Genomic DNA, 19,806 nt, shown 5'->3' with positions numbered 1-19,806 from the left:
TTTTTTGCGAGAAGGTCAAGCGAAGCTTTTGAGGCTTCAGCCAGCGGTTGAGATCGGAAGGACCATTGGCGGCTTCAAGGCCGGCGGATCTGGAAGAAGGTCTTGCCCCCGCGCTCGAAGCCGGCCCGCTCGTAGAAGCGGAGCGTCGCCTCCTGCCGGGACCCGCTCGCCAGCATGATCTTGTAGCACCCCGCCTCCCAGGCGAGGTCCTGCGCGGCGGCGAGGACGGCCTGGCCGAGGCCCTGCCGCCGGTGGCCGGCATGGGTGACGACGTTCTCGATCAGCGCGTAGGGGCGGGCGCCGCGCGAGATGTTCGGGATCACCACCAGCGTGCAGGAAGCGACGAGCCGCCCGTCGACCTCCGCGACCAGCACGGTCGTCAGGCCGGAGCCGAGCAGCCGGGCCCAGGCCGGCCCCGCCAAGGCGGGATCGGCCGGCGGGTCCTCGGCGTTCAGATGCAGGTAGAGCTCCTGGACGGCGGCCAGGTCCCCTTCGCGCGCGGCACGGATCGCCGCGCCGGTCATGGTGCGGCGGCGAGTTCCAGCGCAGCGGCGGGGTCGATCCGGCCGTCATAGAGCGCGCGGCCGAGGATGGAGCCCTCGATGCCGTCCTCGCGCGCCGCCTTCAGCGCGATGAGGTCATCGAGCGAGGCGACGCCGCCCGAGGCGATGACGGGGGTCGCCAGCGCCTGCGCCAGCTCGCGCGTCGCCTCGACATTGACGCCGCCCAGCATGCCGTCGCGGTCGATGTCGGTGTAGATGATGGCGGCCGCGCCGGCATCTTCGAAGCGCAGCGCCAGGTCGAGCGCCGGCAGGGTGCTGGTCTCAGCCCAGCCCTCGGTCGCGACCATGCCGCCGCGGGCGTCGATGCCCACGACGATGCGGCCCGGATGGGTGCGGCAGGCCTCGCGCACGAAGGCGGGATCCTTCACGGCGGCGGAGCCGAGGATGACGCGCGTGACGCCGGCGGCCAGCCAGGCCTCGACCGTCGCCATGTTGCGGATGCCGCCGCCGAGCTGCACGGGCATCGAGGAGGCCGCGAGGATGCGCGCTACCGCCTCGGCATTGGCGGGCTGCCCGGCGAAGGCACCGTCCAGGTCCACCACATGCAGCCAGCGGAAGCCCTGCTTGGCGAAGGCGCGCGCCTGCTCCCCGGGATCCTCGGCATAGACGGTGGCCTGGGCCATGTCCCCGCGCTTGAGGCGCACGACGTGGCCCTGCTTGAGGTCGATCGCGGGGTAGAGGGTGAAGCCGGTCACATCAGTCGCCTTTGAAATCGCCGAGGGCCTCGGCCGAGCTGCGGCCGTGCGGAACCTCGATGACGCGGTAGTAGTGATAGCCCGCCACGGTCTCGCCGTTCACGCGGGCATAGGCGGGGTGCGTGCCCCAGCGCACGTAGCCGAGCCCTTCGAAGAGCGCGATGGCGGTTTTCTGCGTGGCGCGTACGTCGAGGTTCAGCACGCGGATGCCGAGGCCGGCGGCGCGCTCCTCGATCTTGCGGATGAGCAGCCGGGCCAAGCCGAAGCCGCGCGCATAGGGCGCGATGAAGGCGTGGGTCAGCTGGGCCGAGAAGCCCTGGGCCTCGTTGTTGCGGGGCGGGCGGACCATCTGGGCGCTGCCCGCCACCTCGCCGTCGAGCCGGGCGATGAAGAGCTCGCGCTCGGGCACGAGCAGCACGCCGCGGAAATGGCGCTCCAGCGCGGCGCGGCTCTGCGCCTCGAGCCAGCCAAAGCCGCCGCCCTCGGCGATGGCCGCATTGGTGGCCTCGCAGAGGTCGGCGAGATCCTGGGGCTCGAGGTTGTCGACCCGTTCGATCGCGAGCTGGTGGACGACGGAGGGATCGGCGCTCAAGCCGTGTCCTCCCGCGGGGTCCAGTTCAGGAAGTTGCGGAGCAGCCGCAGGCCGACATCGGCGCTCTTCTCGACGTGGAACTGCGTGCCCACCACGTTGCCGCGACCCAGGATCGCCGGGACCGGCCCGCCATAGTCGGTGGTGGCCAGCAGGTCGTTGGGCTGGCCGCCGCGCCAGGCATAGGAATGGACGAAATAGGCGTAGTCGCCCGGCTGCAGACCCTCGAGGAGCGGATGCGCGCCCGGCGTGAAGTCGAGCGCGTTCCAGCCCATCTGGGGCAGCGGCAGCTCGGCGCCTGCGGCGTCGCGCGGGTCCATCTGGGCGATCTCGCCGGGCAGCCAGGCGAGGCCGGGGGTAATGCCGTGCTCGAGGCCGCGCTCCGCCAGGAGCTGCAGGCCGACGCAGATGCCGAGGAAGGGCTTCTTGCGGACCTGCACCTGCTCGTAGAGGGCCGCGACCATGCCATCCAGCGCGTCCAGCCCCGCGCGGCAGGCGGCGAAGGCGCCCTGGCCGGGCAGGACGATGCGGTCGGCCTCGATCAGCGCCTCGGGCTCGCGCACGATCTCGACGTCGATGGGCGCCTCGGCGGCGCGTTCCAGCGCGCGGCGCACGGAGGCGAGGTTGCCCGAGCCGGGATCGATGAGGGCGATGCGCATCATGGCGTCACCCGCGCCGCGAAGATGCGCAGCAGGTCCTCGTCCTGCGAGGTCGCGCGCAGCAGCGCGGTGTCCTCGTCCCGGCCGAGGACGACATGGCTCGCCGGCATGCCGCGGCGCTCCAGGGTCCAGCGGCGCAGGTCGTGGCCGTGCAGGCCGAGCAGGATCGCGAGAGCGAGCGGCAGCGCGGCGTCCAGCGGCGCGGGGCTCAGGCCGGCCAGCACCATGGCGACGAGCGCGCCGATGCCCGCCAGCCAGCAGCGGTGCCGGAACAGCCAGAAGGGCCCGAAGAGGAAGGCCCAGAAGCTGAAGCGCTCCGGCACGAGGACCGCCGGATGGCGCTGGATGCCCGGCGGGGGCAGGTGGATCGTCCAGCTGTGCATCACCCCTCCAGCACGCCCTTGGTGGAGGGGATGGCGCCCGCGGCGCGCGGATCGGTCTCGACCGCCATGCGCAGCGCCCGCGCGAAGCCCTTGAAGCAGGCCTCGGCGATGTGGTGCGCGTTGGTGCCGGCCTTCAGCGTGATGTGGCAGGTGAGGCCCGCATTGATCACGAGGCCGCGGAAGAACTCCTCGAAGAGCTCGGTGTCCATCTCGCCGACCTTGTCGCGCGGGAAGGCGACGCTCCAGGCGAGGAAGGGGCGGCCCGAGATGTCGATGGCGCATTCGGCCAGCGCCTCGTCCATCGGCATCAGGCAATGGCCGAAGCGGGCGATGCCGCGCTTCTCGCCCAGCGCGGCCTTCAGCGCCTGGCCGATGACGATTCCGCAATCCTCGACCGTGTGGTGGAAGTCGATGTGCAGGTCGCCCTTGGCGGTCAGCGCGAGGTCCAGCAGGCCGTGGCGCGTGAGCGCGTGCAGCATGTGGTCGAAGAAGCCGACGCCCGTGGAAATGGTGGCCTGGCCTGTGCCATCCAGCGTGAGGGTCGCCTGGATGTCGGTCTCGGCGGTGCGGCGGGCGATCTCGGCGCGGCGGGGGGCGGCGTTCATGGTCGCCCCTCTAATCCCTCCCGTGGCGGAAGGCCAGCACCGAGCTAGCTAGCTATCAGGCTAGCAAGCTAGATTGCTGTCCTATGAAGGCCATGCCCCGTTCGCCCAATCCCCTACGCCCCGTGGCCTTCCTGGACCGGGACGGAGTCCTGATCGAGGACACCGGCTATCCGCACCGCATCGAGGAGGTGCGGTGGATCCCGGGCATCATGCCGGCGATCCGCCGGCTGAACGCGGCGGGTCTCGCGGTGTGCCTTGTGACCAACCAGGCGGGCGTGGCGCGCGGCCTCTACGACGAGGCGACGGTGGGGCGGCTTCACGTCTGGATGGCCGAGCAGGCGCGGGCCGCCGGCGCGCGGATCGACGGCTTCGCCTATTGCCCGTTTCACCCCGCGGCCGAGGAGGAACGCTACCGCCGCACCAGCGCCCGCCGGAAGCCGGGCCCGGGCATGATCGAGGACTGGCTGGCGCATTTCGCCCTGCGGCGCGAGGGCAGCTTCCTGATCGGAGACCGGGAGACGGATCTGGCGGCGGCGGCCGCCGCCGGAATTCCGGGCCATCTCTTCCCGGGCGGCGACATGGACGCCTTCGTCGCGGGCCTGCTGGTGGCGGCATGACGATCGACGCCCTCGCGCCCGCTTACCCCTGGGTGAAGGCGCTGCACCTGATCGCGGTCATCTCCTGGATGGCCGGGATGCTCTATCTGCCGCGCCTCTTCATCTATCATTTCGAGATCCCGCAGGGCGGCGGCCGGGAGCATGAGCGCTTCGTCACCATGGAGCGCCGGCTGCTGAAGGCCATCATCAACCCGGCCATGATCGCGACCTGGCTGCTGGGGATCACGCTGGTGCTGACGCCGGGCGTCATCAGCTGGACGGCGGGCTGGTGGCACACGAAGCTGCTCTGCGTGCTGCTGATGAGCGGCTTCCACGGCTACCTCTCGGCCAACCGGCGGCGCTTTGAGGCCGATGAGCGGCCGAAGACGCAGCGGCACTGGCGCATCGCCAACGAGGTGCCGACGCTGCTGATGATCGTCATCGTCATCATGGTGATCGTGAAGCCCTTCTAGGGACCCCCGCCAGGGCCGCCGCCGTCGGGACGGCGGCCCGGAAATGGCGGATTGCCGTTGACGCCGGCCTGCGGGCTCCCTAGGTTCCTCCCGTCGGCTCCCGTGCGGACCCGATCCCTCCCTTGCCAACGCTGCTTCGCCCCTGGCTCATGAGCCCCGGGCGACACGGGTCCTCCTTCGCGCCCCCGGCGTTTTCCCAAGCTTCGCGTTTCCACTTCCCAAGCCCGGATGCTGCATGCACCTCTCAGAACTCAAGGCAAAGACGCCGCCTGACCTTCTCGCCTTCGCCGAGGAGCTTGGGGTTGAGAACGCTTCCATCCTGCGCAAGCAGGACATCATGTTCGCCATCCTCAAGACGCTGGCCGACAACGACCAGGCGATCTACGGCGAAGGCACCCTGGAGATCCTCTCCGACGGCTTCGGCTACCTGCGCAGCCCGCAGGCCAATTTCCTGCCCGGCCCCGACGACATCTATGTGAGCCCGGCCCAGGTCCGCCGCTTCGGCCTGCGCACCGGCGATACCGTCGAAGGCCAGATCCGGGCCCCCAAGGATGGCGAGCGCTACTTCGCCATGCTCAAGGTCAATTCGGTGAATTTCGAGCCGCCCGAGGCGCTCCGTCACCGCATCAACTTCGACAACCTCACGCCGCTCTACCCGACCCGTCGCCTCAAGATGGAAAATCCGGAGCTCGAGAGCGTCGGCAAGGGTCCGACCAAGGACAACACGCACCGGGTCATCGACCTGATCGCGCCGATCGGCATGGGCCAGCGCGCCCTGATCGTGGCGCCGCCGCGCACCGGCAAGACGGTGATGCTGCAGAACATCGCCAAGTCCATCAGCGCGAACCACCCCGAGGTCTTCCTCATGGTGCTGCTCATCGACGAGCGCCCCGAGGAAGTCACCGACATGGCCCGCACCGTGAAGGGCGAGGTCGTGGCCTCCACCTTCGACGAGCCGGCGACGCGCCACGTGCAGGTCACCGAGATGGTGCTCGAGAAGGCCAAGCGCCTGGTCGAGCACAAGCGCGACGTGGTGATCCTGCTGGACTCCATCACCCGCCTGGGCCGTGCCTACAACTCGGTCGTGCCCTCCTCGGGCAAGGTGCTGACCGGTGGTGTGGACGCCAATGCGCTGCAGCGGCCGAAGCGCTTCTTCGGCGCGGCGCGCAACATCGAGGAAGGCGGCTCGCTGACCATCATCGCCACCGCGCTGATCGACACCGGCAGCCGCATGGACGAGGTGATCTTCGAGGAGTTCAAGGGCACGGGTAACTCCGAGCTCATCCTGGACCGCAAGCTCTCGGACAAGCGCGTCTTCCCGGCGATCGACATCACCAAGAGCGGCACCCGCAAGGAGGAGCTGCTGGTGGATCGCGGCACGCTCTCGAAGATGTGGGTGCTGCGCCGTATCCTGAACCCGATGGGCACGCAGGATGCGATGGAGTTCCTCACGGACAAGCTGAAGTACAGCAAGACCAACCAGGACTTCTTCGACGCGATGAACACCTGATCGCGAGGGCCCGGCGGCGGTTTGACCGCCGGGCCCCCGATCCTCCGGCGAAGCCGCGCCCATGCTTGGGCGCCGGTCTCGGCAAGTGGCGACGATGCCGGCTTTCGCCCATTTTCCTGCCACGTTCCCCTGGTCAATGGCCTGACGTTGAGGGAACCTTTACTGATGTTCAGGCTAGGCACGCTGGTTGTCGCGTCGGTCGGGCTTCTGGGCCTGGCTGCCTGCAATCAGAACCCGCGCGGCTACGGCGGCGGATATCGCCCCAATACAGGCTCCTACCGGCCTTACGACCGTTCGGCTGACCGGAACCGCGACTCGCGGTACCAGCAGCAGGATCGTCGTGGTTCGAATTCCGACAACCGCAGCAGCAACAACGGCGCCTTCGGCGGGGCTTTCGGCTCGCGTCCGGAACCGGCATCCCATCCTGGCAACTGACCTCTAGGAGACACCACATGCGCAAGCTTCTTCTTCCCCTCGGCCTCGTCGCCGCCCTTGGCACCGCCGGCTGCACCAACCCCTACAGCGAGGGCCAGCGCGCCGCCGGCGGCGCGCTGATCGGCGCGGGCTCGGGTGCGGCGCTGGGCGCCATCTTCGGCGGCGGCCAGGGCGCGGCCATCGGCGCCCTCACGGGCGGCGCCGTGGGCGCAGCGACCGGCGTGATCACCACCCCGCAGCGTCCGCGCTATTGATCGCTGACGTTCTGGCGGCCGCGAGCTTCGCGGCCGCCGTCCACGCCGGCCACCGGCGAAAGGGCGCCGCGCAGGAGCCCTATATCAACCATCCGCTCGAGGTCGCGCGGATCCTGGCCGAGCACGGCGCGCCGGAGACGGCGATCCTCGCCGGCCTGCTGCACGACACCGTCGAGGACAGCGCCGCCGATCCCGAGCCGGTGACCCTGGAGGCGCTGACGGCTCGTTTCGGTGCCGAGGTCGCCTCCATCGTGGCCGAGGTCTCGGACGACAACAGCCTTCCCAAGGAGACGCGCAAGGCGATCCAGGTGAAGATGGCGGCGAAGAAGTCCGAAGGTGCCAGACTCGTGACGCTTGCCGACAAGATTTCCAACCTGCGGGCCATCATGCTCGCCCCGCCCGCCTCCTGGGACCATGCCCGCCGCGTCGAATACGTGGGCTGGGCCGGCCGCGTGGTGGCCGGGCTGCGCGGCACGAATGCGGGGCTGGAGGCACTCTTCGACACCACCTATCGGGAGGCCATGGCCTCCCTGGCGCGCGAGGCGCTGTGATGGCGCCGGCGCTGGTTCACGCGCTGGAGCGCGCGACCTTCAATTCCCTCCCGGCGCGCCGGGTGGCCTTCGACGGGCCCTTCGTGCTGCGCGCCTTCCTGGGCGGCACGGGGCGGGCCAATGCCGCCTGCTCGCTCGATCCCGCGCCCGACCCGGAGCTGGCCGCGCGCGTGGAGCGGATCGCCGCCCGTTACCGGCGGCTCGGCGTGACCCCGCGCATCCGGTCCTCGCCGCTCGATCCCGTGGGCCTGGGGGCGCATCTGCGCGCGACCGGCTGGGAAGAGACGGACGAGAGCCTGGTGACCAGCGGGCCCCTGGCGCCCATTGCCGCCGCGGATGCCGATGTGACCGTCCTGGATGCGCCGGACGCGGCCTGGTTCGAGGTGCTGGGCACCGTCGAGTACCAGTCGCCCGCGCGCCATGCCGAGAAGCTGGAAGCCGTGCCGCTCTTCGCCATCCCGGCGGCCTGGATGGTGCTCCGGGTGCGGGGCGTGCCGGCCGCCGTCCTCTCCACGACCTGCGATGGGCTGTATTGCGGCCTCTTCGACCTGGCCGTGCGGCCGGAATTCCGCCGGCAGGGCCTGATCCGGCGGGTGATCGGCGCGGCAGGGCATTGGGCGGCGGCACAGGGCGCGGAGCAGTTCTACGCGCAGGTTTCCGCCACGAACGAGGCGTCGATCGCGCTGCAGGCCGGAATCGGCATGCGGGAGCGCTATCGCTACAGCTACTTCACCCGGAAATAGCCGGAAGCGGAGGCGGCGCCGCTTTCACGGCGCCGCAGGGGCTCACGGCAGCAGGATGGTGCTGCCGGTGGTCTTACGGGCCTCGAGGTCGATATGACCCTGGGCCGCGTCCTTCAGCGCATAGCGCTGGTTCACATTCAGCTTCACCTTGCCGCTCTTCACCACGTCGAAGAGGTCCGCCGCGACGGCTTCCAGGTCCGACCGCTTGGTCGTGTAGGAGGCGAGCGTCGGGCGCGTCAGGTAGAGCGAGCCCTTGGCGGCGAGGATGCCGATATCGATCGGCGGAACGGCGCCCGAGGCATTGCCGAAGCTCACCATCGTGCCGAGCGGCGCCAGGCAGTCGAGCGAGGGGATGAAGGTGTCGCGGCCCACGCTGTCATAGACCACGGGCAGCATGGCGCCGCCGGTGATCTTCTTGACCGCCGCCGGCAGATCCTCGCCCGAGAGCAGGACATGATCGGCGCCATGATCGCGCGCGAGCTTCGCCTTGGCCTCGGTGCTCACCGTGCCGATGACCGTGCAGCCCAGCGCCTTGGCCCATTGCACCATGATCAGGCCCACGCCGCCGGCGGCGGCATGGACGAGGATCGTCTCGCCGGCCTTCACGCGGTAGGTGCTGCGCAGCAGGTACTGGGCCGTCATGCCCTGCAGCATCATCGAGGCCGCCTGCTCGAAATCCACGCCCTCGGGGATCTTCACGAGGCGGTCGGCCTTCATGGCACGCGCCTCGGCATAGGAGCCGATGGGGCCGGAGGCATAGGCGACGCGATCGCCCACCGCGACCTCGGTCACGCCCTCGCCGATTGCCTCGACGATGCCCGCGCCTTCCATGCCGATGGAGGTCGGCAGCGAGGGGGCCTTGTAGAGGCCGGTGCGGAAATAGACGTCGATGTAGTTCAGGCCCACGGCCTTGTGACGCACCAGGGCCTCGCCGGGCTTCGGATGCGGGAGGGGCACTTCCTCCCACACCATCTTCTCGGGGCCGCCATATTCATGGATGCGGATGGCGTGATTCATAGAAGCGTTCCTTGGGCCGGTGACGGCTGGTTGAGCGCGCGCGCCTCAAGGTCGAGGAGGTAGCGCTTGGTGGAGGGGCCATCGCCGCCCGAGTAGCCGCCGAGGGCGCCATTGGCGCCGACCACGCGGTGACAGGGGATCAGGATGGGGATCGGATTGGCGCCGTTGGCCTGGCCAACCGCGCGCGGGACCGAAGCGACCTCGCGGGCGATGTCGAGATAGCTTCGTGTTTCGCCGGCGGGGATCGCCACCAGCGCGGCCCAGACGCGACGCTGATAGGGCGTGCCATGGGGCGCCAGAGGCAGCTGGAAGCTGACCCGCTTGCCGTCGAAATAGTCGTGCAGCTGATCGCGAGCCTCGCGCAGCAGGGGGGTGGATTCCTGGTCGGAACCACGTCCCCAATCGAGCGAGACGATCGCGCCGTCCTCCTCGGAGATGGTGATCTCGCCGAGAGGCGTATGGAGCGAAAGTTGCGGCATGTTTCCCTATATTGCACGGGGGAAGGATGCAGCACCCACCGGAGCCCGCCGTCAAGCGGGCCCCTCTTTCCCGCGGGCCGGCGCGGCCCCTAGATGGGTCCCATTCTTACGGGAGTTTCGATGTCGGGTCCGATCTTCGCCTTGGCCAGCGGCGCGGGCCGCGCCGCAGTGGCGCTGCTTCGGCTGTCCGGCGCCGGCGTGGAGGAGCTGGTGGCCGTGCTGTGCGGCGCCCTGCCCGAACCTCGGCGCGCGAGCCTGCGGCGGTTGACGCATGAGGGCGTGGTGCTGGACCGGGCGCTCGTGCTCTGGCTGCCTGGCCCAGGAAGCTACACGGGCGAGGACAGCGCCGAGCTCCACCTCCATGGCGGGCCTGCCGTCCTGGCGGCCGTGACGGAGGCGCTGGTGGCGCTGGGGGCGCGCCCTGCCGAGCCGGGCGAGTTCACCCGCCGTGCCTTCCTCAATGGCCGTATGGATCTGACGGCGGCGGAGGGCATCGCGGATCTGATCGCGGCCGAGACGGAGGCGCAGCGGCGCCAGGCCCTGCGCCAGGCGGAAGGCGGTTTGGCGGCCCGGCACGCGGAATGGGCGGCACGGCTGACGCGACTCCTCGCGCGTCAGGAGGCCTTCATCGAATTCGAGGAGGAGGACCTGCCCACGGATCTCGACGTGCAGGTCTCCCTGGCGGCCGGTGTTCTGCGGGAGGAGATGGCGGCGCTGCTCGCCGATGGCGGGCGCGCGGAGAAGCTGCGGGACGGGCTGGCCATCGCCATCCTGGGCGCGCCGAATGCTGGAAAATCATCTCTTCTCAATGCCTTGTCTGGACGGGACGCGGCCATCGTCTCGGCGCGCGCCGGCACCACGCGCGACGTGGTGGAGGTGCGGCTGATCCTCGCGGGCGTGCCGGTGACGCTGGCGGACACGGCCGGTCTGCGCGAGGCCGCGGACGAAATCGAGGCCGAGGGTGTGCGGCGTGCGCTGGCACGCGCCGAGGCAGCGGACCTGCGGATGCTGGTCTTCGCGGCGGATGCCGAGCCTGACGCGGCCACTCTGTCGCTGCTGGGGCCGGAGGCGCTGGTTGTCGCCAACAAGTCTGATCTCGGGGACGTGGCGATCGAGGGCGCGATCCGTGTCTCGGCGCGAACCGGCGAGGGGCTGGATGAATTGCGGGCACGCCTGGAAGGCGCGGCAGCGGCACGCGCGGGGCTGGGCGAGGAAGCGGCGCTGACGCGGCCACGCCATCGGGCGGCCCTGCGCGATGCCGTGGAGTGGCTGGACCGCCTGCCCCTGGCGGGCCTGCCGGAGCTGCGGGCGGAGGCGCTGCGCAATGCGCTGCGCGCGCTGTCGCGCCTCACGGGGCGTGTCGATGTGGAGCAGGTGCTCGACCTCATCTTCGGCGAGTTCTGCATCGGCAAATAGCTGCTATACGGCCGCGCATGCAGGACGCGACCTACGATGTGGTGGTGATCGGGGGCGGGCATGCGGGCTGCGAGGCAGCCGCGGCCGCCGCACGCTGCGGCGCGCGAACGCTGCTGCTGACGCATGACCCGGCCAAGCTCGGCGAGATGTCGTGCAACCCGGCGATCGGCGGGATCGGCAAGGGCCATCTGGTGCGCGAGGTCGATGCGCTGGATGGGCTGATGGGCAAGGCCGCCGATGCGGCCGGCATCCATTTCAAGCTGCTCAACCGCAGCAAGGGCCCCGCGGTCCGCGGCCCGCGTGCTCAGGCCGACCGGCGCCTCTACCGCGCCGCCATCCAGGACCTCCTGCGGGCGACGCCCGGCCTCACCGTGCTGGGCGAGGCGGCGGAAGAGCTGATCGTGCATGACGGCCGCCTGCAGGGCGTTGTCACGGCCTCAGGGCGGCGCATCGCCTGTGGGGCGGCGGTGATCACCACCGGAACCTTCCTGCGCGGCGTCATCCACCAGGGCGAGACGCGCATTCCCGCCGGCCGTGCGGGAGAGGCCCCTTCGGTCGGCCTCGCGCTGGCGCTGGAGCGGCTGGAGCTCCCCCTCGCCCGGCTGAAGACCGGCACGCCGCCGCGGCTGGACGGCCGCACCATCGATTGGGCGAGCCTCGAGCGGCAGAAGGGAGATGCGGAGCCGGAGCCCCTCTCGTGGATGACGGAGCGGATCACCAACCCGCAGGTGGAATGCGGCGTCACGCATACGACGCCCCGCACGCACGACATCATTCGCGGGAGCCTGCATCTCTCCGCCGTCTATGGCGGCCGGATCGAGGGCGTCGGCCCCCGCTACTGCCCTTCCGTGGAGGACAAGGTGGTGCGCTTCGCGGATCGCGAGCGGCACCAGATCTTCCTGGAGCCAGAGGGGCTGGACGACCCCACCATCTATCCCAACGGCATCTCCACGAGCCTGCCGGAGGAGGTGCAGCGCGCCCTGGTCAACAGCATCCCTGGGCTCGAGCGCGCCGTGATCCTGCGGGCGGGCTACGCCATCGAATACGACCATGTTGATCCGCGCGCCCTGCGGCCCACGCTGGAATGCCGCGCCCTGCCCGGCCTGTACCTGGCGGGCCAGATCAACGGCACGACGGGCTACGAGGAAGCTGCCGCGCAGGGGCTGCTGGCCGGGGTGAATGCGGCGCATCAGGCGGCGGGCGGAAGCGCTCCGGTCGTGCTCTCGCGGTCGGAGGCCTATCTGGGCGTGATGGTCGACGACCTGACGCTGCAGGGCGTCTCCGAGCCCTACCGCATGCTGACGGCCCGCTCGGAATTTCGCCTCAGCCTCCGCGCCGACAATGCCGGCATGCGGTTGACGGAGAAGGGCGTGGCCTGGGGCTGTGTCGGCAGCGAGCGCGCCGCCGCCCATCGTGCCTTCGCCGCGCAGGTGGAGGCCGCCATGGCCCGCGCCAGGACCGACGGGGCGACGCCCGCGGCCTATGGCGCGGCCGGTGTTCCCGTGAATCAGGACGGGCGCTGGCGCAGCGTGCTGGACGCCTTGGCGCTTCCCGCCATGTCGCCCGAGGCGGCCGAGGCGCTCTTCCCCTGGCTTCGTGAACTTCCGCCGCGTGTCCGCGCGCATGTGGAGGCGGAAGCCCTCTACGGCCCCTATCTGGTCCGGCAGGAGGCGGAGCGCGTTCTTCTGGCGCGGGAGGAAGCCCTTGAGATTCCGGCCGAGATCGATTTCGCGGAAATCGCCGGCCTGTCCAATGAAATGAGGGACCGCCTGCGCCGGGCGCGCCCCGCCACGCTGGGTGGCGCGGGGCGCCTCCCGGGCATCACGCCGGCGGCCATCGCGGCCCTGGCCGTGCATCTGAGAAAGAGTGTTTCACGTGAAACTGCCTGAGGCCGGAACTCTGGATGTTCCACGTGAAACAGAGGCGCGGCTGCGGGCCTATCTCGCTCTCCTGCAGTCGTGGAATGCCCGCATCAACCTCGTGGCGCAGGCGCCGGAGGAGCAGCTCTGGCGGCGCCATATCCTGGATTCATGGCAGCTCCTGCCGCTGCTGCCGGATGGCGTTCTCGCCGATCTCGGCTCGGGCGGCGGCCTGCCCGGCATCGTCATCGCGATCGGGCGCGAGCAGGAAACCCATCTGGTGGAATCCGACCGCCGGAAGTCGGCCTTCCTGATCGAGGCAAGCCGGGCGCTCGGGCTGCGCCACGTCACCGTGCATCCCGCCCGAATCGAGGCGGCGAGGCTGCCGGCGATCCAGGTCGTCACCGCGCGGGCGCTCGCGCCGCTGAAACTTCTGGTGCCGCAGGCCGCGCGGTTCCTGGCTCCCGATGGTATTGCGGTCTTTCCGAAGGGGCGTTCCGTCGATGCGGAGTTGACGGAGGTCGCCCCGCATTGGTTTATGCAGGTTGAACGGTTCCAGAGCCGAACCGACGACCAAGCGACCATCCTCCGCCTTAGCGAGATCCGTCCTGCCGGTGCCTGACCCCGCCACCTACCAAGTCCTTGCTCTCGCCAACCAGAAGGGCGGCGTCGGCAAGACGACAACGGCCGTGAACCTGGCCGCCGCACTCGCTGCGAAACAGCGCGTGGTGCTCATCGACCTCGATCCGCAGGGCAATGCCTCCACGGGTCTCGGCATCTCGCGTGCCGCCCGCGGCGCGGGGAGCTACGCCATGCTCGTCGAGGGGCGACCCTTGGCGGAGGTGCTGCGGCCGACCGCCATCCCCAACCTCTCGATCGTTCCTGCCGACCCCAACCTCGCCGGCGGTGAGCTGGAGATGGTGGACCTCACGCGACGCGAGATGCGGCTGCGCGACGCGCTGGCCGAGGGCGTGACGGCGCTGAAGGGCGTGGATTGGGTCATTCTCGATTGCCCGCCCTCGCTCAGCCTGCTGACGCTGAACGGCCTCGTGGCCGCCAATGCGGTGATGATCCCGCTGCAGGCCGAGTTCTACGCGCTGGAAGGCGTGTCGCAGATCATCCAGACGCTCGATCGCGTAAGGGCCGGCCACAATGCCGGGCTGCGGCTGGAGGGCATCGTGCTGACCATGTTCGATCGCCGGAACAACCTCTCCGAGGCGGTGGAGAACGACGTCCGCGCCTATTTCAAGACGCAGGTCTACGAGACGATGATCCCGCGCAACGTGCGCGTCTCGGAAGCGCCGTCGCACGGCCTGCCCGTGACCTCCTACGATCCGCGCTCGCCGGGCGCCGAGGCCTATGCGCGCCTGGCGGCGGAGTTCCTGCGCCGGCACCGGGCGCGCCGCCGTGAGCTCGCCAAGGCGGAAGGCCGCGACGCATGAGCAAGCCCCCTGCCCTCGGTCGCGGCCTCTCGGCCCTGCTGGGCGACGCTGCCGCGGTCAGTCCGACGGCGCCGGGGCTGCGCACCCTGCCCGTCGGCGCGCTGGAGGCCGGCCCCTTCCAGCCCCGCGAGGCCTTCGACGAGGCGGCGCTGGCCGAGCTTGCCGCTTCGGTGCGGGAGCACGGGGTGCTGCAGCCCATTCTCGTGCGTCCGATGAAGGGGCGGCCCGACCGCTTCGAGATCATCGGCGGCGAGCGGCGCTGGCGTGCCGCGCAAGCTGCCGGCCTGCATGACGTGCCGGCCCTGGTGCGCGAATTCTCCGACCGCGAGGCGATGGCCGCGGGCCTCGTCGAGAACCTCCAGCGGCAGGACCTCAATGCGCTGGAAGAGGCCGAAGGCTATGGCCGCCTCACCGAGCAGTTCGGCCTCACGCAGGAAGCCCTGGCCCGCGCCATCGGCAAGAGCCGGCCGCATATCGCCAATACGCTGCGCCTGCTGCAGCTGCCCGAGCGCGTGCGTGAGCTGCTGCGTGAAGGCGCGCTAACGGCGGGCCATGCACGTGCCCTGCTGACGGCGACGGACCCGGTGGCCCTGGCGCTGACGGTGGTGGATCGCGGTCTGAACGTCCGCCAGGCGGAAGCGCTGGCGGCGTCGAAGAAGGGTGGGCCGGCGCCGCGCCGACCGAAGAGCGATGCCGAGACCCGCGCGCTGGAGCGCCAGATCAGCGGCCATCTCGGCCTCAAGGTCGCCATCCGCCACGGCACGCGCGGCGGGCAGGTGGTGCTGTCCTACAAGGATCTCGATCAGCTCGACGGGATCGTCCAGCTGCTCACGGCCAAGGGCTGACGCGGACCGGCTTCAGCCGAGGCCCGGTTGCCAGGGCGCGATCCGCATTGATCGCCCCCTGGTCGGTTCCGAGAAATCAGATGATCGCCGTATGGGCCAGCGTGGAGATCGTATCCATGCGCGGCCCGTGGAATTCGTCCGTCTGGCGCGTGTTGGAGAGGAAGGCGAAGGACACGCCGGAATCCGGATCGCCCCAGCAATAGGACGAGCCGACGCCGCCATGTCCGAAGGTCCTGGGGTGGGCGATGGCGCCCAGCCCGCGCGCCAGGGGCGTCTCCCCGCGCAGATGCGGGCCGAGGCCGCGATGCATCGCCACGCCGTTGTAGTCGTCCAGCCGGTCGGCCGTGTAGTTGCGGATCGCATAGGCGACCATGCGGCGCGACAGGATGCGCTGCCCGTTCAGGGACCCGCCATTCACCAGCGCCTGGTAGAAGCCCGCCATCGCGCGCGCCGTCCCGTATCCACCGCCGCCGGGGATGCCGGCCGCCCTTCCGGCGGCACTGCCCTCGGGCATGCGGACGGTGCCGTCGACGTCGTGCATATCGGCCGCGCGCGCCTGCTCCTCGGCGGGCAGGCCGACGAAGAGCTCGTCGCCGAGGCCGAGCGGCGCGATGATGCGGCGGCGGATATAGGCGCGGTGATCCTCGCCGGTGACCGCGCGGATCACCGCGGCCGCGACCCAATGCGCCGTGGCCGGGTGGTAGCGGACGAAGCTGCCCGGCTCCCATTCCAGCGGGAAGCTGCACACGACCTCGCGCAGGATCGCCGGATCCTCCCAGGCCGTGGCCGGTACTTCGGCGCTCGGGAAGCCGGCCTGGTGGGTGAGCAGCTGGATGAAGGTAATGCCGCCCTTCCCATGGGCCTCGAAGCCTGGGAGGTGCTGCGCGACGGTATCCGTCAGGCGGATCAGCCCGTCCTCGGCCAGAGCCCAGAGGGCGGCGGCGGTGATGACCTTGGTGTTGGAGTAGAGCAGCCAGAGCGTGTCGGGTCGTGCCGCGACGCCTTGGCGCGCTTGGCCGAAGGTCCGGAAGAGGGCGATCCGGCCATGGCGGGCGACGGCCACCTGCGCACCCGGGTGGTGGCCCGCCGCGATATCGGCCTCGATCCGGTCGCAAAGTCGCTCGAGCCGGGAGGCGTCGAGGCCGAGCTCGGCGGGGGTAGCATCCTGCATGGGGAAAGGGGCGGTCATGATGGCGTCTCCTGCTTCGTGCCCATCACGCCAGAGCTGCTGGGCCTTGCCAAGCGGAACCCCGAGACGCGGCACATCGGCGGTGCGCGATTGCGCTGTCTTTCGGCGTGGCGACGCGTGCCGAGAGCCGGTGGTGTTCAGCGAAGGACCAATTGCGAGCCACGGACGCCGACCTTCTTGTGAGGCCATATCAGCGGCGCTGCTCTGAAGCGCGGCGTCGAGCGAGTAGGATGGGATGGCCGATCCGGCTGCGCTCGCCCGTAGGTGTTCCAAAATGATCGAGACCAGAGCTGTATCACGCAGCGGACCTTCGTCCTCGTGAATCGCAGCCGTCCTGCAGGCGATGCCGCCATGGCACTCTGCTCCCTTCTGATGGAGATAGATGAAACCCGCTCCCGACCTCCCCTCCTCAACCCTGATCGCTATAGATCTCCCGCCTTGAAGTCGCGGTGAAGAAGTCGGGCCAGCAGCCGAGGCGGAGATGCGCACCCAGTGCCGCCGGCCGCCTGCCCCGCACAGGCGCATGGCCCTGGAAGGGCCGTCTCACATCAACCAGCAACGCGAGGGCGGCTCCCGCGTTGGGGGTGGATATCTTCTCCTCGGTGCCCCAAACGGTCGCCTTCGATTTGGAGACCCTTCCCGAGCCATCCCTCAACCCATCCCATCCTCGGCATGCTATGAGAACCCTGGAGCCCGGTGAGAGGGCCGGCCAAGAGGCTGGTCCGACTGCCAGGCGCTGTCGCCCCTACGTTGATGACCACGGCTGAAGGTATTTCGGTGTCGAAACAATTAAACGATCAGCTCCAGGCGCTCCCGCATGTCTGAACGTTCTTCCTTCTCCGATTACGCGCCGCCGCCGCGCCGGCCGGAGCCGCAGCGGATCTCCGGGGTGAATGCGGTCCGCGCGCTCTTCCTGCGCCGACCCGAAGCCGTGCAGCGCCTGCACTACCTCGCCGAGCGCCGGCCGGTGGCGGGCCCGCTGTGCCGATATCTCGCGCGCCATCACAAGGCCTATCGCGAGGTCCTGCCGGACGAGCTCGCCAGGATCGCCGGCACCGAGCATCACGGCGGCATCGTCGCCATCGCCGATCCGCGCCGTGCCGAGCCGCTGGGCAACCCGCCGCAGCCGATCCTTTTCGCCTCGCCCATCCTTCCCGTGCTGGATGGCATCGGCAATCCGCACAATCTCGGCGCCATCGCCCGTGGTGCGGCCTTCTTCGGCGCCAAGGCCATGCTGCTTTCGGGCGATGCCCGGCAGGCCGATCTCTCCGATGCCGCCTTCCGGACGTCCGAAGGGGCGCTGGAGCACCTTGCCGTCATCCGGGCGGATAGCCTCGCCCAGAACCTCCGGCGCCTTTCCGGCCAGCTGCTGACAGTCGGCGCGGCCGCGTCCGGCGGCGTCCCGCCCGAGGCGCTGCCGCGCGGCAAGCCCATCGCCCTCGTGCTGGGTCATGAGGAAAATGGCCTCTCGCCCGACGTCCTCGCCGCCTGCGAGATGCGCGTCACGCTGCCGGGCTCCGGCCTGGTGGAGAGCCTCAACGTCGCGGCGGCCGCCGCCGTCCTGATGCACGCGCTGACCAGCGCCCGTCGCCAGGCCACTTGAAGCCCGTGCCCTCTCCCGCCGAGCCTGCCGCCTCCCCCGCGAGGGAGGCGTTCAGCGCCCAGACCCGCGAGGGGCGGCTGCACCTCCGCTTCTCGGGGCCGCTGGAACGCGATGTCGCGGCCAGGCTCTGGGAGGAGGCGCATCGCGCCCGTGGCGCCACCACCGCCGTCACCATCGACGCCGGCGAGGTGACGGCGCTGGATTCCGGGGGCGCGGCGCTTCTGGCCTCGCTCGCGGGCAGCGAAGCCGAATGGATCGAGCCGCGGGACGCGATGGCGCGCGGCAGCCTGGAGCGCTTCCGCAACGGTCTGGGCATGGTGAAGGCGCGCGAGGCACCGCCCCGCAAGTTCCGCCCGATCTCCGCCCTCGGCGCCTATACGCTCGGCCGCTACGAGAAGTTCCTCGAGCGAGCCGCCTTCATGGGCGAGACCGTCCTCACCGCCCTCAGCCTCCTGCCCCGGCCCTGGCGGCTGCGCTGGTCGGAGGTGCTGCGGCATCTCGACGAGGCCGGCACCCGCGCCTTTCCGCTCTGCATCCTGCTGGGCACGCTGATCGGCGTGATCCTGGCCTTCCAGTCCTCCGTGCCCATGCGCCAGTTCGGCGCGGAGATCTTCATCCCGCAGCTCGTCGGCATCTCGCTGACGCGCGAGCTCGGCCCCTTGCTGGCCGGCGTCATCCTCGCGGGGCGGACCGGCTCGGCCTATGCGGCGGAGCTCGGCACCATGCGCGTGAACGAGGAGGTGGACGCGCTGAAGACCATGGGGCTCGACCCCACGGCCTGGCTGGTGGTGCCGCGTATCCTGGCCTCCACGCTGGTCATGCCGGCCCTGAGCATGGTCATGAACATCACCGGCCTGATCGGCATGGGCATCGTGATGGCGACGCTGGGCTATCCCCCCGTCGCGGTGCTGAACCAGCTCGGGCAGTGGCTCTCGATCGGCGATCTCGCGGGCGGGCTCGGCAAGGGCGCGTTCTTCGGGCTGGCGATCGGCTATGTGGGGTGCCGCGCGGGCCTCTCCGCGGGCCGGGGGCCGCGCGCGGTCGGCGATGCGGCCACGGGTGCCGTCGTCGGCGGCATCGTGGCCCTGGTGCTGCTGGACGGGCTCTTCGCCGTCCTCTTCTTCAGGCTGGGCTGGTGATGGCGGAAGATCGGCCCGAGGCGGTCATCGAGGCGCGGGACGTGGCCATGCGCTTCGGTTCCCGCACCATCTTCAAGGACGTGACCTTCGACGTCCGGCGCGGCGAGATCTTCGTGATCCTCGGTGGTTCGGGCTGCGGCAAGTCCACCCTGCTGAAGCTGCTCATCGGCCTCATGCCGCCGAGCGCGGGCGAGATCGCGGTGCTGGATGAGGAATGGAGCGACCTGGAGGGCGAGGCACGGCGCGCTTTGCTGCGGCGCATCGGCGTCATGTGGCAGTCCGGGGCGCTGCTGGGCTCCCTCACCCTCTCCGAGAATGTGGAGCTGCCCATCGAGGCCCATAGCCGCCTCCCCGAGGCCGCACGGGCCCTGATCGCCAGCGCCAAGCTGGGGCTGGTGGGCCTGGGCGATGCCGGGGACCGCCTGCCCTCGGAGATCTCGGGCGGCATGCTGAAGCGCGCGGGCATCGCGCGCGCCATGGCGCTCGACCCCGAGATCCTGTTCCTGGACGAGCCCTCGGCGGGGCTGGACCCCATCACCTCGGCCGGGCTCGACCAGCTCATCGTCTCGCTGGCGCGGGAGACCGGCACCACCTTCGTGGTGGTGACCCATGAGCTTCAATCCATCCTCGCCATCGGCGATCGGTGCATCATGTTGGACAAGGACGCCCAAGGAATGATTGCGGAAGGCGATCCGAAGAAACTCCGCGACGAGAGCGAGCACCCCACGGTGCGCGCCTTTTTCCGGCGGGAGGCGATGTAG

24 protein-coding genes are annotated in these 19,806 nt (G+C 70.2%); 15 read left to right on the top strand and 9 right to left on the bottom strand.

Going from position 1 to position 19,806, the window contains the following annotated elements; translation table 11 throughout:
• Window positions 1-74: 74 nt before the first annotated feature.
• The 6 genes from KHU32_RS04585 to hisB are packed head-to-tail and all read right to left on the bottom strand — an operon-like array spanning window position 75 to window position 3,494.
• Window positions 75-524, bottom strand: a complete 450-nt coding sequence (locus tag KHU32_RS04585) for a GNAT family N-acetyltransferase (RefSeq protein WP_213668837.1) — start codon at window positions 522-524, stop codon at window positions 75-77.
• Window positions 521-1,258, bottom strand: a complete 738-nt coding sequence (gene hisA, locus KHU32_RS04580) for a 1-(5-phosphoribosyl)-5-[(5-phosphoribosylamino)methylideneamino]imidazole-4-carboxamide isomerase (RefSeq protein ID WP_213668836.1) — start codon at window positions 1,256-1,258, stop codon at window positions 521-523. The genes KHU32_RS04585 and hisA overlap by 4 nt, the downstream gene beginning before the upstream one ends.
• Before the next feature lies 1 nt (window position 1,259).
• Complete coding sequence (locus KHU32_RS04575) at window positions 1,260-1,850, bottom strand: GNAT family N-acetyltransferase (protein ID WP_213668835.1); 591 nt, start codon at window positions 1,848-1,850, stop codon at window positions 1,260-1,262.
• Window positions 1,847-2,506 carry an imidazole glycerol phosphate synthase subunit HisH gene (gene hisH, locus KHU32_RS04570; RefSeq protein ID WP_213669667.1) on the bottom strand — a complete coding sequence of 220 codons (660 nt, stop codon included), beginning with the start codon at window positions 2,504-2,506 and terminating at the stop codon, window positions 1,847-1,849. The genes KHU32_RS04575 and hisH overlap by 4 nt, the downstream gene beginning before the upstream one ends.
• Complete coding sequence (locus KHU32_RS04565; protein WP_213668834.1) at window positions 2,506-2,889, bottom strand: DUF2628 domain-containing protein; 384 nt, start codon at window positions 2,887-2,889, stop codon at window positions 2,506-2,508. Before KHU32_RS04565 ends, hisH begins: the two co-directional genes overlap by 1 nt.
• Window positions 2,889-3,494, bottom strand: coding sequence for an imidazoleglycerol-phosphate dehydratase HisB (hisB, locus tag KHU32_RS04560; RefSeq protein WP_213668833.1), 606 nt, complete (start codon window positions 3,492-3,494; stop codon window positions 2,889-2,891). Before hisB ends, KHU32_RS04565 begins: the two co-directional genes overlap by 1 nt.
• Window positions 3,495-3,586: 92 nt before the next feature.
• Here hisB and KHU32_RS04555 point away from each other — a divergent pair, with 92 nt between their 5' ends.
• From KHU32_RS04555 to KHU32_RS04525, 7 genes are all read left to right on the top strand, one after another.
• Window positions 3,587-4,111 carry a D-glycero-alpha-D-manno-heptose-1,7-bisphosphate 7-phosphatase gene (locus tag KHU32_RS04555; protein WP_249680549.1) on the top strand — a complete coding sequence of 175 codons (525 nt, stop codon included), beginning with the start codon at window positions 3,587-3,589 and terminating at the stop codon, window positions 4,109-4,111.
• Entirely contained in the window at window positions 4,108-4,563 is a 456-nt protein-coding gene (hemJ, locus tag KHU32_RS04550) for a protoporphyrinogen oxidase HemJ (RefSeq protein WP_213668831.1), read from the top strand. Before KHU32_RS04555 ends, hemJ begins: the two co-directional genes overlap by 4 nt.
• A gap of 235 nt (window positions 4,564-4,798) precedes the next feature.
• Window positions 4,799-6,073: a transcription termination factor Rho gene (gene rho / locus KHU32_RS04545; protein WP_213668830.1), complete on the top strand. Its 1,275-nt coding sequence runs from the start codon at window positions 4,799-4,801 to the stop codon at window positions 6,071-6,073.
• Between the two features lie 165 nt (window positions 6,074-6,238).
• Entirely contained in the window at window positions 6,239-6,508 is a 270-nt protein-coding gene (locus KHU32_RS04540; RefSeq protein WP_213668829.1) for a hypothetical protein, read from the top strand.
• A gap of 17 nt (window positions 6,509-6,525) precedes the next feature.
• The gene (locus tag KHU32_RS04535; protein ID WP_213668828.1) at window positions 6,526-6,762 is read left to right on the top strand and encodes a YMGG-like glycine zipper-containing protein; all 237 of its coding nucleotides are present in this window, start codon (window positions 6,526-6,528) and stop codon (window positions 6,760-6,762) included.
• Entirely contained in the window at window positions 6,759-7,313 is a 555-nt protein-coding gene (locus KHU32_RS04530; RefSeq protein WP_213668827.1) for an HD domain-containing protein, read from the top strand. The genes KHU32_RS04535 and KHU32_RS04530 overlap by 4 nt, the downstream gene beginning before the upstream one ends.
• Window positions 7,313-8,056, top strand: coding sequence for a GNAT family N-acetyltransferase (locus KHU32_RS04525; RefSeq protein ID WP_213668826.1), 744 nt, complete (start codon window positions 7,313-7,315; stop codon window positions 8,054-8,056). The genes KHU32_RS04530 and KHU32_RS04525 overlap by 1 nt, the downstream gene beginning before the upstream one ends.
• A 42-nt stretch (window positions 8,057-8,098) precedes the next feature.
• Here KHU32_RS04525 and KHU32_RS04520 read toward each other — a convergent pair whose 3' ends face one another.
• Window positions 8,099-9,073 carry a quinone oxidoreductase family protein gene (locus KHU32_RS04520; protein ID WP_213668825.1) on the bottom strand — a complete coding sequence of 325 codons (975 nt, stop codon included), beginning with the start codon at window positions 9,071-9,073 and terminating at the stop codon, window positions 8,099-8,101.
• Window positions 9,070-9,552: a methylated-DNA--[protein]-cysteine S-methyltransferase gene (locus KHU32_RS04515; RefSeq protein ID WP_213668824.1), complete on the bottom strand. Its 483-nt coding sequence runs from the start codon at window positions 9,550-9,552 to the stop codon at window positions 9,070-9,072. Before KHU32_RS04515 ends, KHU32_RS04520 begins: the two co-directional genes overlap by 4 nt.
• A gap of 120 nt (window positions 9,553-9,672) precedes the next feature.
• Between KHU32_RS04515 and mnmE the strand changes: the two genes are divergently transcribed.
• The 5 genes from mnmE to KHU32_RS04490 are packed head-to-tail and all read left to right on the top strand — an operon-like array spanning window position 9,673 to window position 15,114.
• The gene (mnmE, locus tag KHU32_RS04510; RefSeq protein WP_213668823.1) at window positions 9,673-10,968 is read left to right on the top strand and encodes a tRNA uridine-5-carboxymethylaminomethyl(34) synthesis GTPase MnmE; all 1,296 of its coding nucleotides are present in this window, start codon (window positions 9,673-9,675) and stop codon (window positions 10,966-10,968) included.
• 17 nt (window positions 10,969-10,985) lie between these two features.
• Window positions 10,986-12,857 (top strand): tRNA uridine-5-carboxymethylaminomethyl(34) synthesis enzyme MnmG, encoded by a 1,872-nt coding sequence (gene mnmG / locus KHU32_RS04505; protein ID WP_213668822.1) that lies wholly within the window; start codon window positions 10,986-10,988, stop codon window positions 12,855-12,857.
• Window positions 12,844-13,449 (top strand): 16S rRNA (guanine(527)-N(7))-methyltransferase RsmG, encoded by a 606-nt coding sequence (gene rsmG / locus KHU32_RS04500; RefSeq protein ID WP_456315934.1) that lies wholly within the window; start codon window positions 12,844-12,846, stop codon window positions 13,447-13,449. Before mnmG ends, rsmG begins: the two co-directional genes overlap by 14 nt.
• Window positions 13,442-14,269 (top strand): ParA family protein, encoded by an 828-nt coding sequence (locus KHU32_RS04495; protein ID WP_456315933.1) that lies wholly within the window; start codon window positions 13,442-13,444, stop codon window positions 14,267-14,269. Before rsmG ends, KHU32_RS04495 begins: the two co-directional genes overlap by 8 nt.
• Window positions 14,266-15,114 carry a ParB/RepB/Spo0J family partition protein gene (locus KHU32_RS04490; protein WP_213668820.1) on the top strand — a complete coding sequence of 283 codons (849 nt, stop codon included), beginning with the start codon at window positions 14,266-14,268 and terminating at the stop codon, window positions 15,112-15,114. The genes KHU32_RS04495 and KHU32_RS04490 overlap by 4 nt, the downstream gene beginning before the upstream one ends.
• 76 nt (window positions 15,115-15,190) lie before the next feature.
• Here KHU32_RS04490 and KHU32_RS04485 read toward each other — a convergent pair whose 3' ends face one another.
• Window positions 15,191-16,303 (bottom strand): serine hydrolase domain-containing protein, encoded by a 1,113-nt coding sequence (locus KHU32_RS04485; protein WP_213668819.1) that lies wholly within the window; start codon window positions 16,301-16,303, stop codon window positions 15,191-15,193.
• 817 nt (window positions 16,304-17,120) lie between these two features.
• On the opposite strand from KHU32_RS04485, the gene KHU32_RS04480 reads away from it, so the two are divergent.
• The 3 genes from KHU32_RS04480 to KHU32_RS04470 are packed head-to-tail and all read left to right on the top strand — an operon-like array spanning window position 17,121 to window position 19,806.
• A complete protein-coding gene (locus tag KHU32_RS04480; protein WP_213668818.1) occupies window positions 17,121-17,906 on the top strand; it encodes a TrmH family RNA methyltransferase in 786 nt (261 codons plus the stop codon).
• 5 nt (window positions 17,907-17,911) lie between these two features.
• Window positions 17,912-19,045, top strand: coding sequence for an ABC transporter permease (locus KHU32_RS04475; protein ID WP_213668817.1), 1,134 nt, complete (start codon window positions 17,912-17,914; stop codon window positions 19,043-19,045).
• Window positions 19,045-19,806: an ABC transporter ATP-binding protein gene (locus KHU32_RS04470; protein WP_213668816.1), complete on the top strand. Its 762-nt coding sequence runs from the start codon at window positions 19,045-19,047 to the stop codon at window positions 19,804-19,806. Before KHU32_RS04475 ends, KHU32_RS04470 begins: the two co-directional genes overlap by 1 nt.

The organism is Roseococcus pinisoli (assembly GCF_018413645.1).
GTDB classification, from domain to species: domain Bacteria; phylum Pseudomonadota; class Alphaproteobacteria; order Acetobacterales; family Acetobacteraceae; genus Roseococcus; species Roseococcus pinisoli.
Note: the sequence above shows the minus strand (reverse complement) of the source record. Positions and strands in the feature narration are given on the sequence as shown.

Bases quoted from the DNA above. Each gene is read 5' to 3' on its own strand.
- KHU32_RS04525 (WP_213668826.1), top strand. From the start codon at position 7,313: ATGGCGCCGGCGCTGGTTCACGCGCTGGAGCGCGCGACCTTCAATTCC.
- KHU32_RS04555 (WP_249680549.1), top strand. From the start codon at position 3,587: ATGCCCCGTTCGCCCAATCCCCTACGCCCCGTGGCCTTCCTGGACCGG.
- KHU32_RS04485 (WP_213668819.1), bottom strand. From the start codon at position 16,303: ATGACCGCCCCTTTCCCCATGCAGGATGCTACCCCCGCCGAGCTCGGC.
- KHU32_RS04585 (WP_213668837.1), bottom strand. From the start codon at position 524: ATGACCGGCGCGGCGATCCGTGCCGCGCGCGAAGGGGACCTGGCCGCC.
- KHU32_RS04535 (WP_213668828.1), top strand. From the start codon at position 6,526: ATGCGCAAGCTTCTTCTTCCCCTCGGCCTCGTCGCCGCCCTTGGCACC.
- KHU32_RS04520 (WP_213668825.1), bottom strand. From the start codon at position 9,073: ATGAATCACGCCATCCGCATCCATGAATATGGCGGCCCCGAGAAGATG.
- rho (WP_213668830.1), top strand. From the start codon at position 4,799: ATGCACCTCTCAGAACTCAAGGCAAAGACGCCGCCTGACCTTCTCGCC.
- hisB (WP_213668833.1), bottom strand. From the start codon at position 3,494: ATGAACGCCGCCCCCCGCCGCGCCGAGATCGCCCGCCGCACCGCCGAG.
- KHU32_RS04515 (WP_213668824.1), bottom strand. From the start codon at position 9,552: ATGCCGCAACTTTCGCTCCATACGCCTCTCGGCGAGATCACCATCTCC.
- KHU32_RS04565 (WP_213668834.1), bottom strand. From the start codon at position 2,889: ATGCACAGCTGGACGATCCACCTGCCCCCGCCGGGCATCCAGCGCCAT.
- KHU32_RS04540 (WP_213668829.1), top strand. From the start codon at position 6,239: ATGTTCAGGCTAGGCACGCTGGTTGTCGCGTCGGTCGGGCTTCTGGGC.
- mnmE (WP_213668823.1), top strand. From the start codon at position 9,673: ATGTCGGGTCCGATCTTCGCCTTGGCCAGCGGCGCGGGCCGCGCCGCA.
- KHU32_RS04490 (WP_213668820.1), top strand. From the start codon at position 14,266: ATGAGCAAGCCCCCTGCCCTCGGTCGCGGCCTCTCGGCCCTGCTGGGC.
- KHU32_RS04470 (WP_213668816.1), top strand. From the start codon at position 19,045: ATGGCGGAAGATCGGCCCGAGGCGGTCATCGAGGCGCGGGACGTGGCC.
- hisH (WP_213669667.1), bottom strand. From the start codon at position 2,506: ATGCGCATCGCCCTCATCGATCCCGGCTCGGGCAACCTCGCCTCCGTG.
- hemJ (WP_213668831.1), top strand. From the start codon at position 4,108: ATGACGATCGACGCCCTCGCGCCCGCTTACCCCTGGGTGAAGGCGCTG.
- KHU32_RS04480 (WP_213668818.1), top strand. From the start codon at position 17,121: ATGTCTGAACGTTCTTCCTTCTCCGATTACGCGCCGCCGCCGCGCCGG.
- mnmG (WP_213668822.1), top strand. From the start codon at position 10,986: ATGCAGGACGCGACCTACGATGTGGTGGTGATCGGGGGCGGGCATGCG.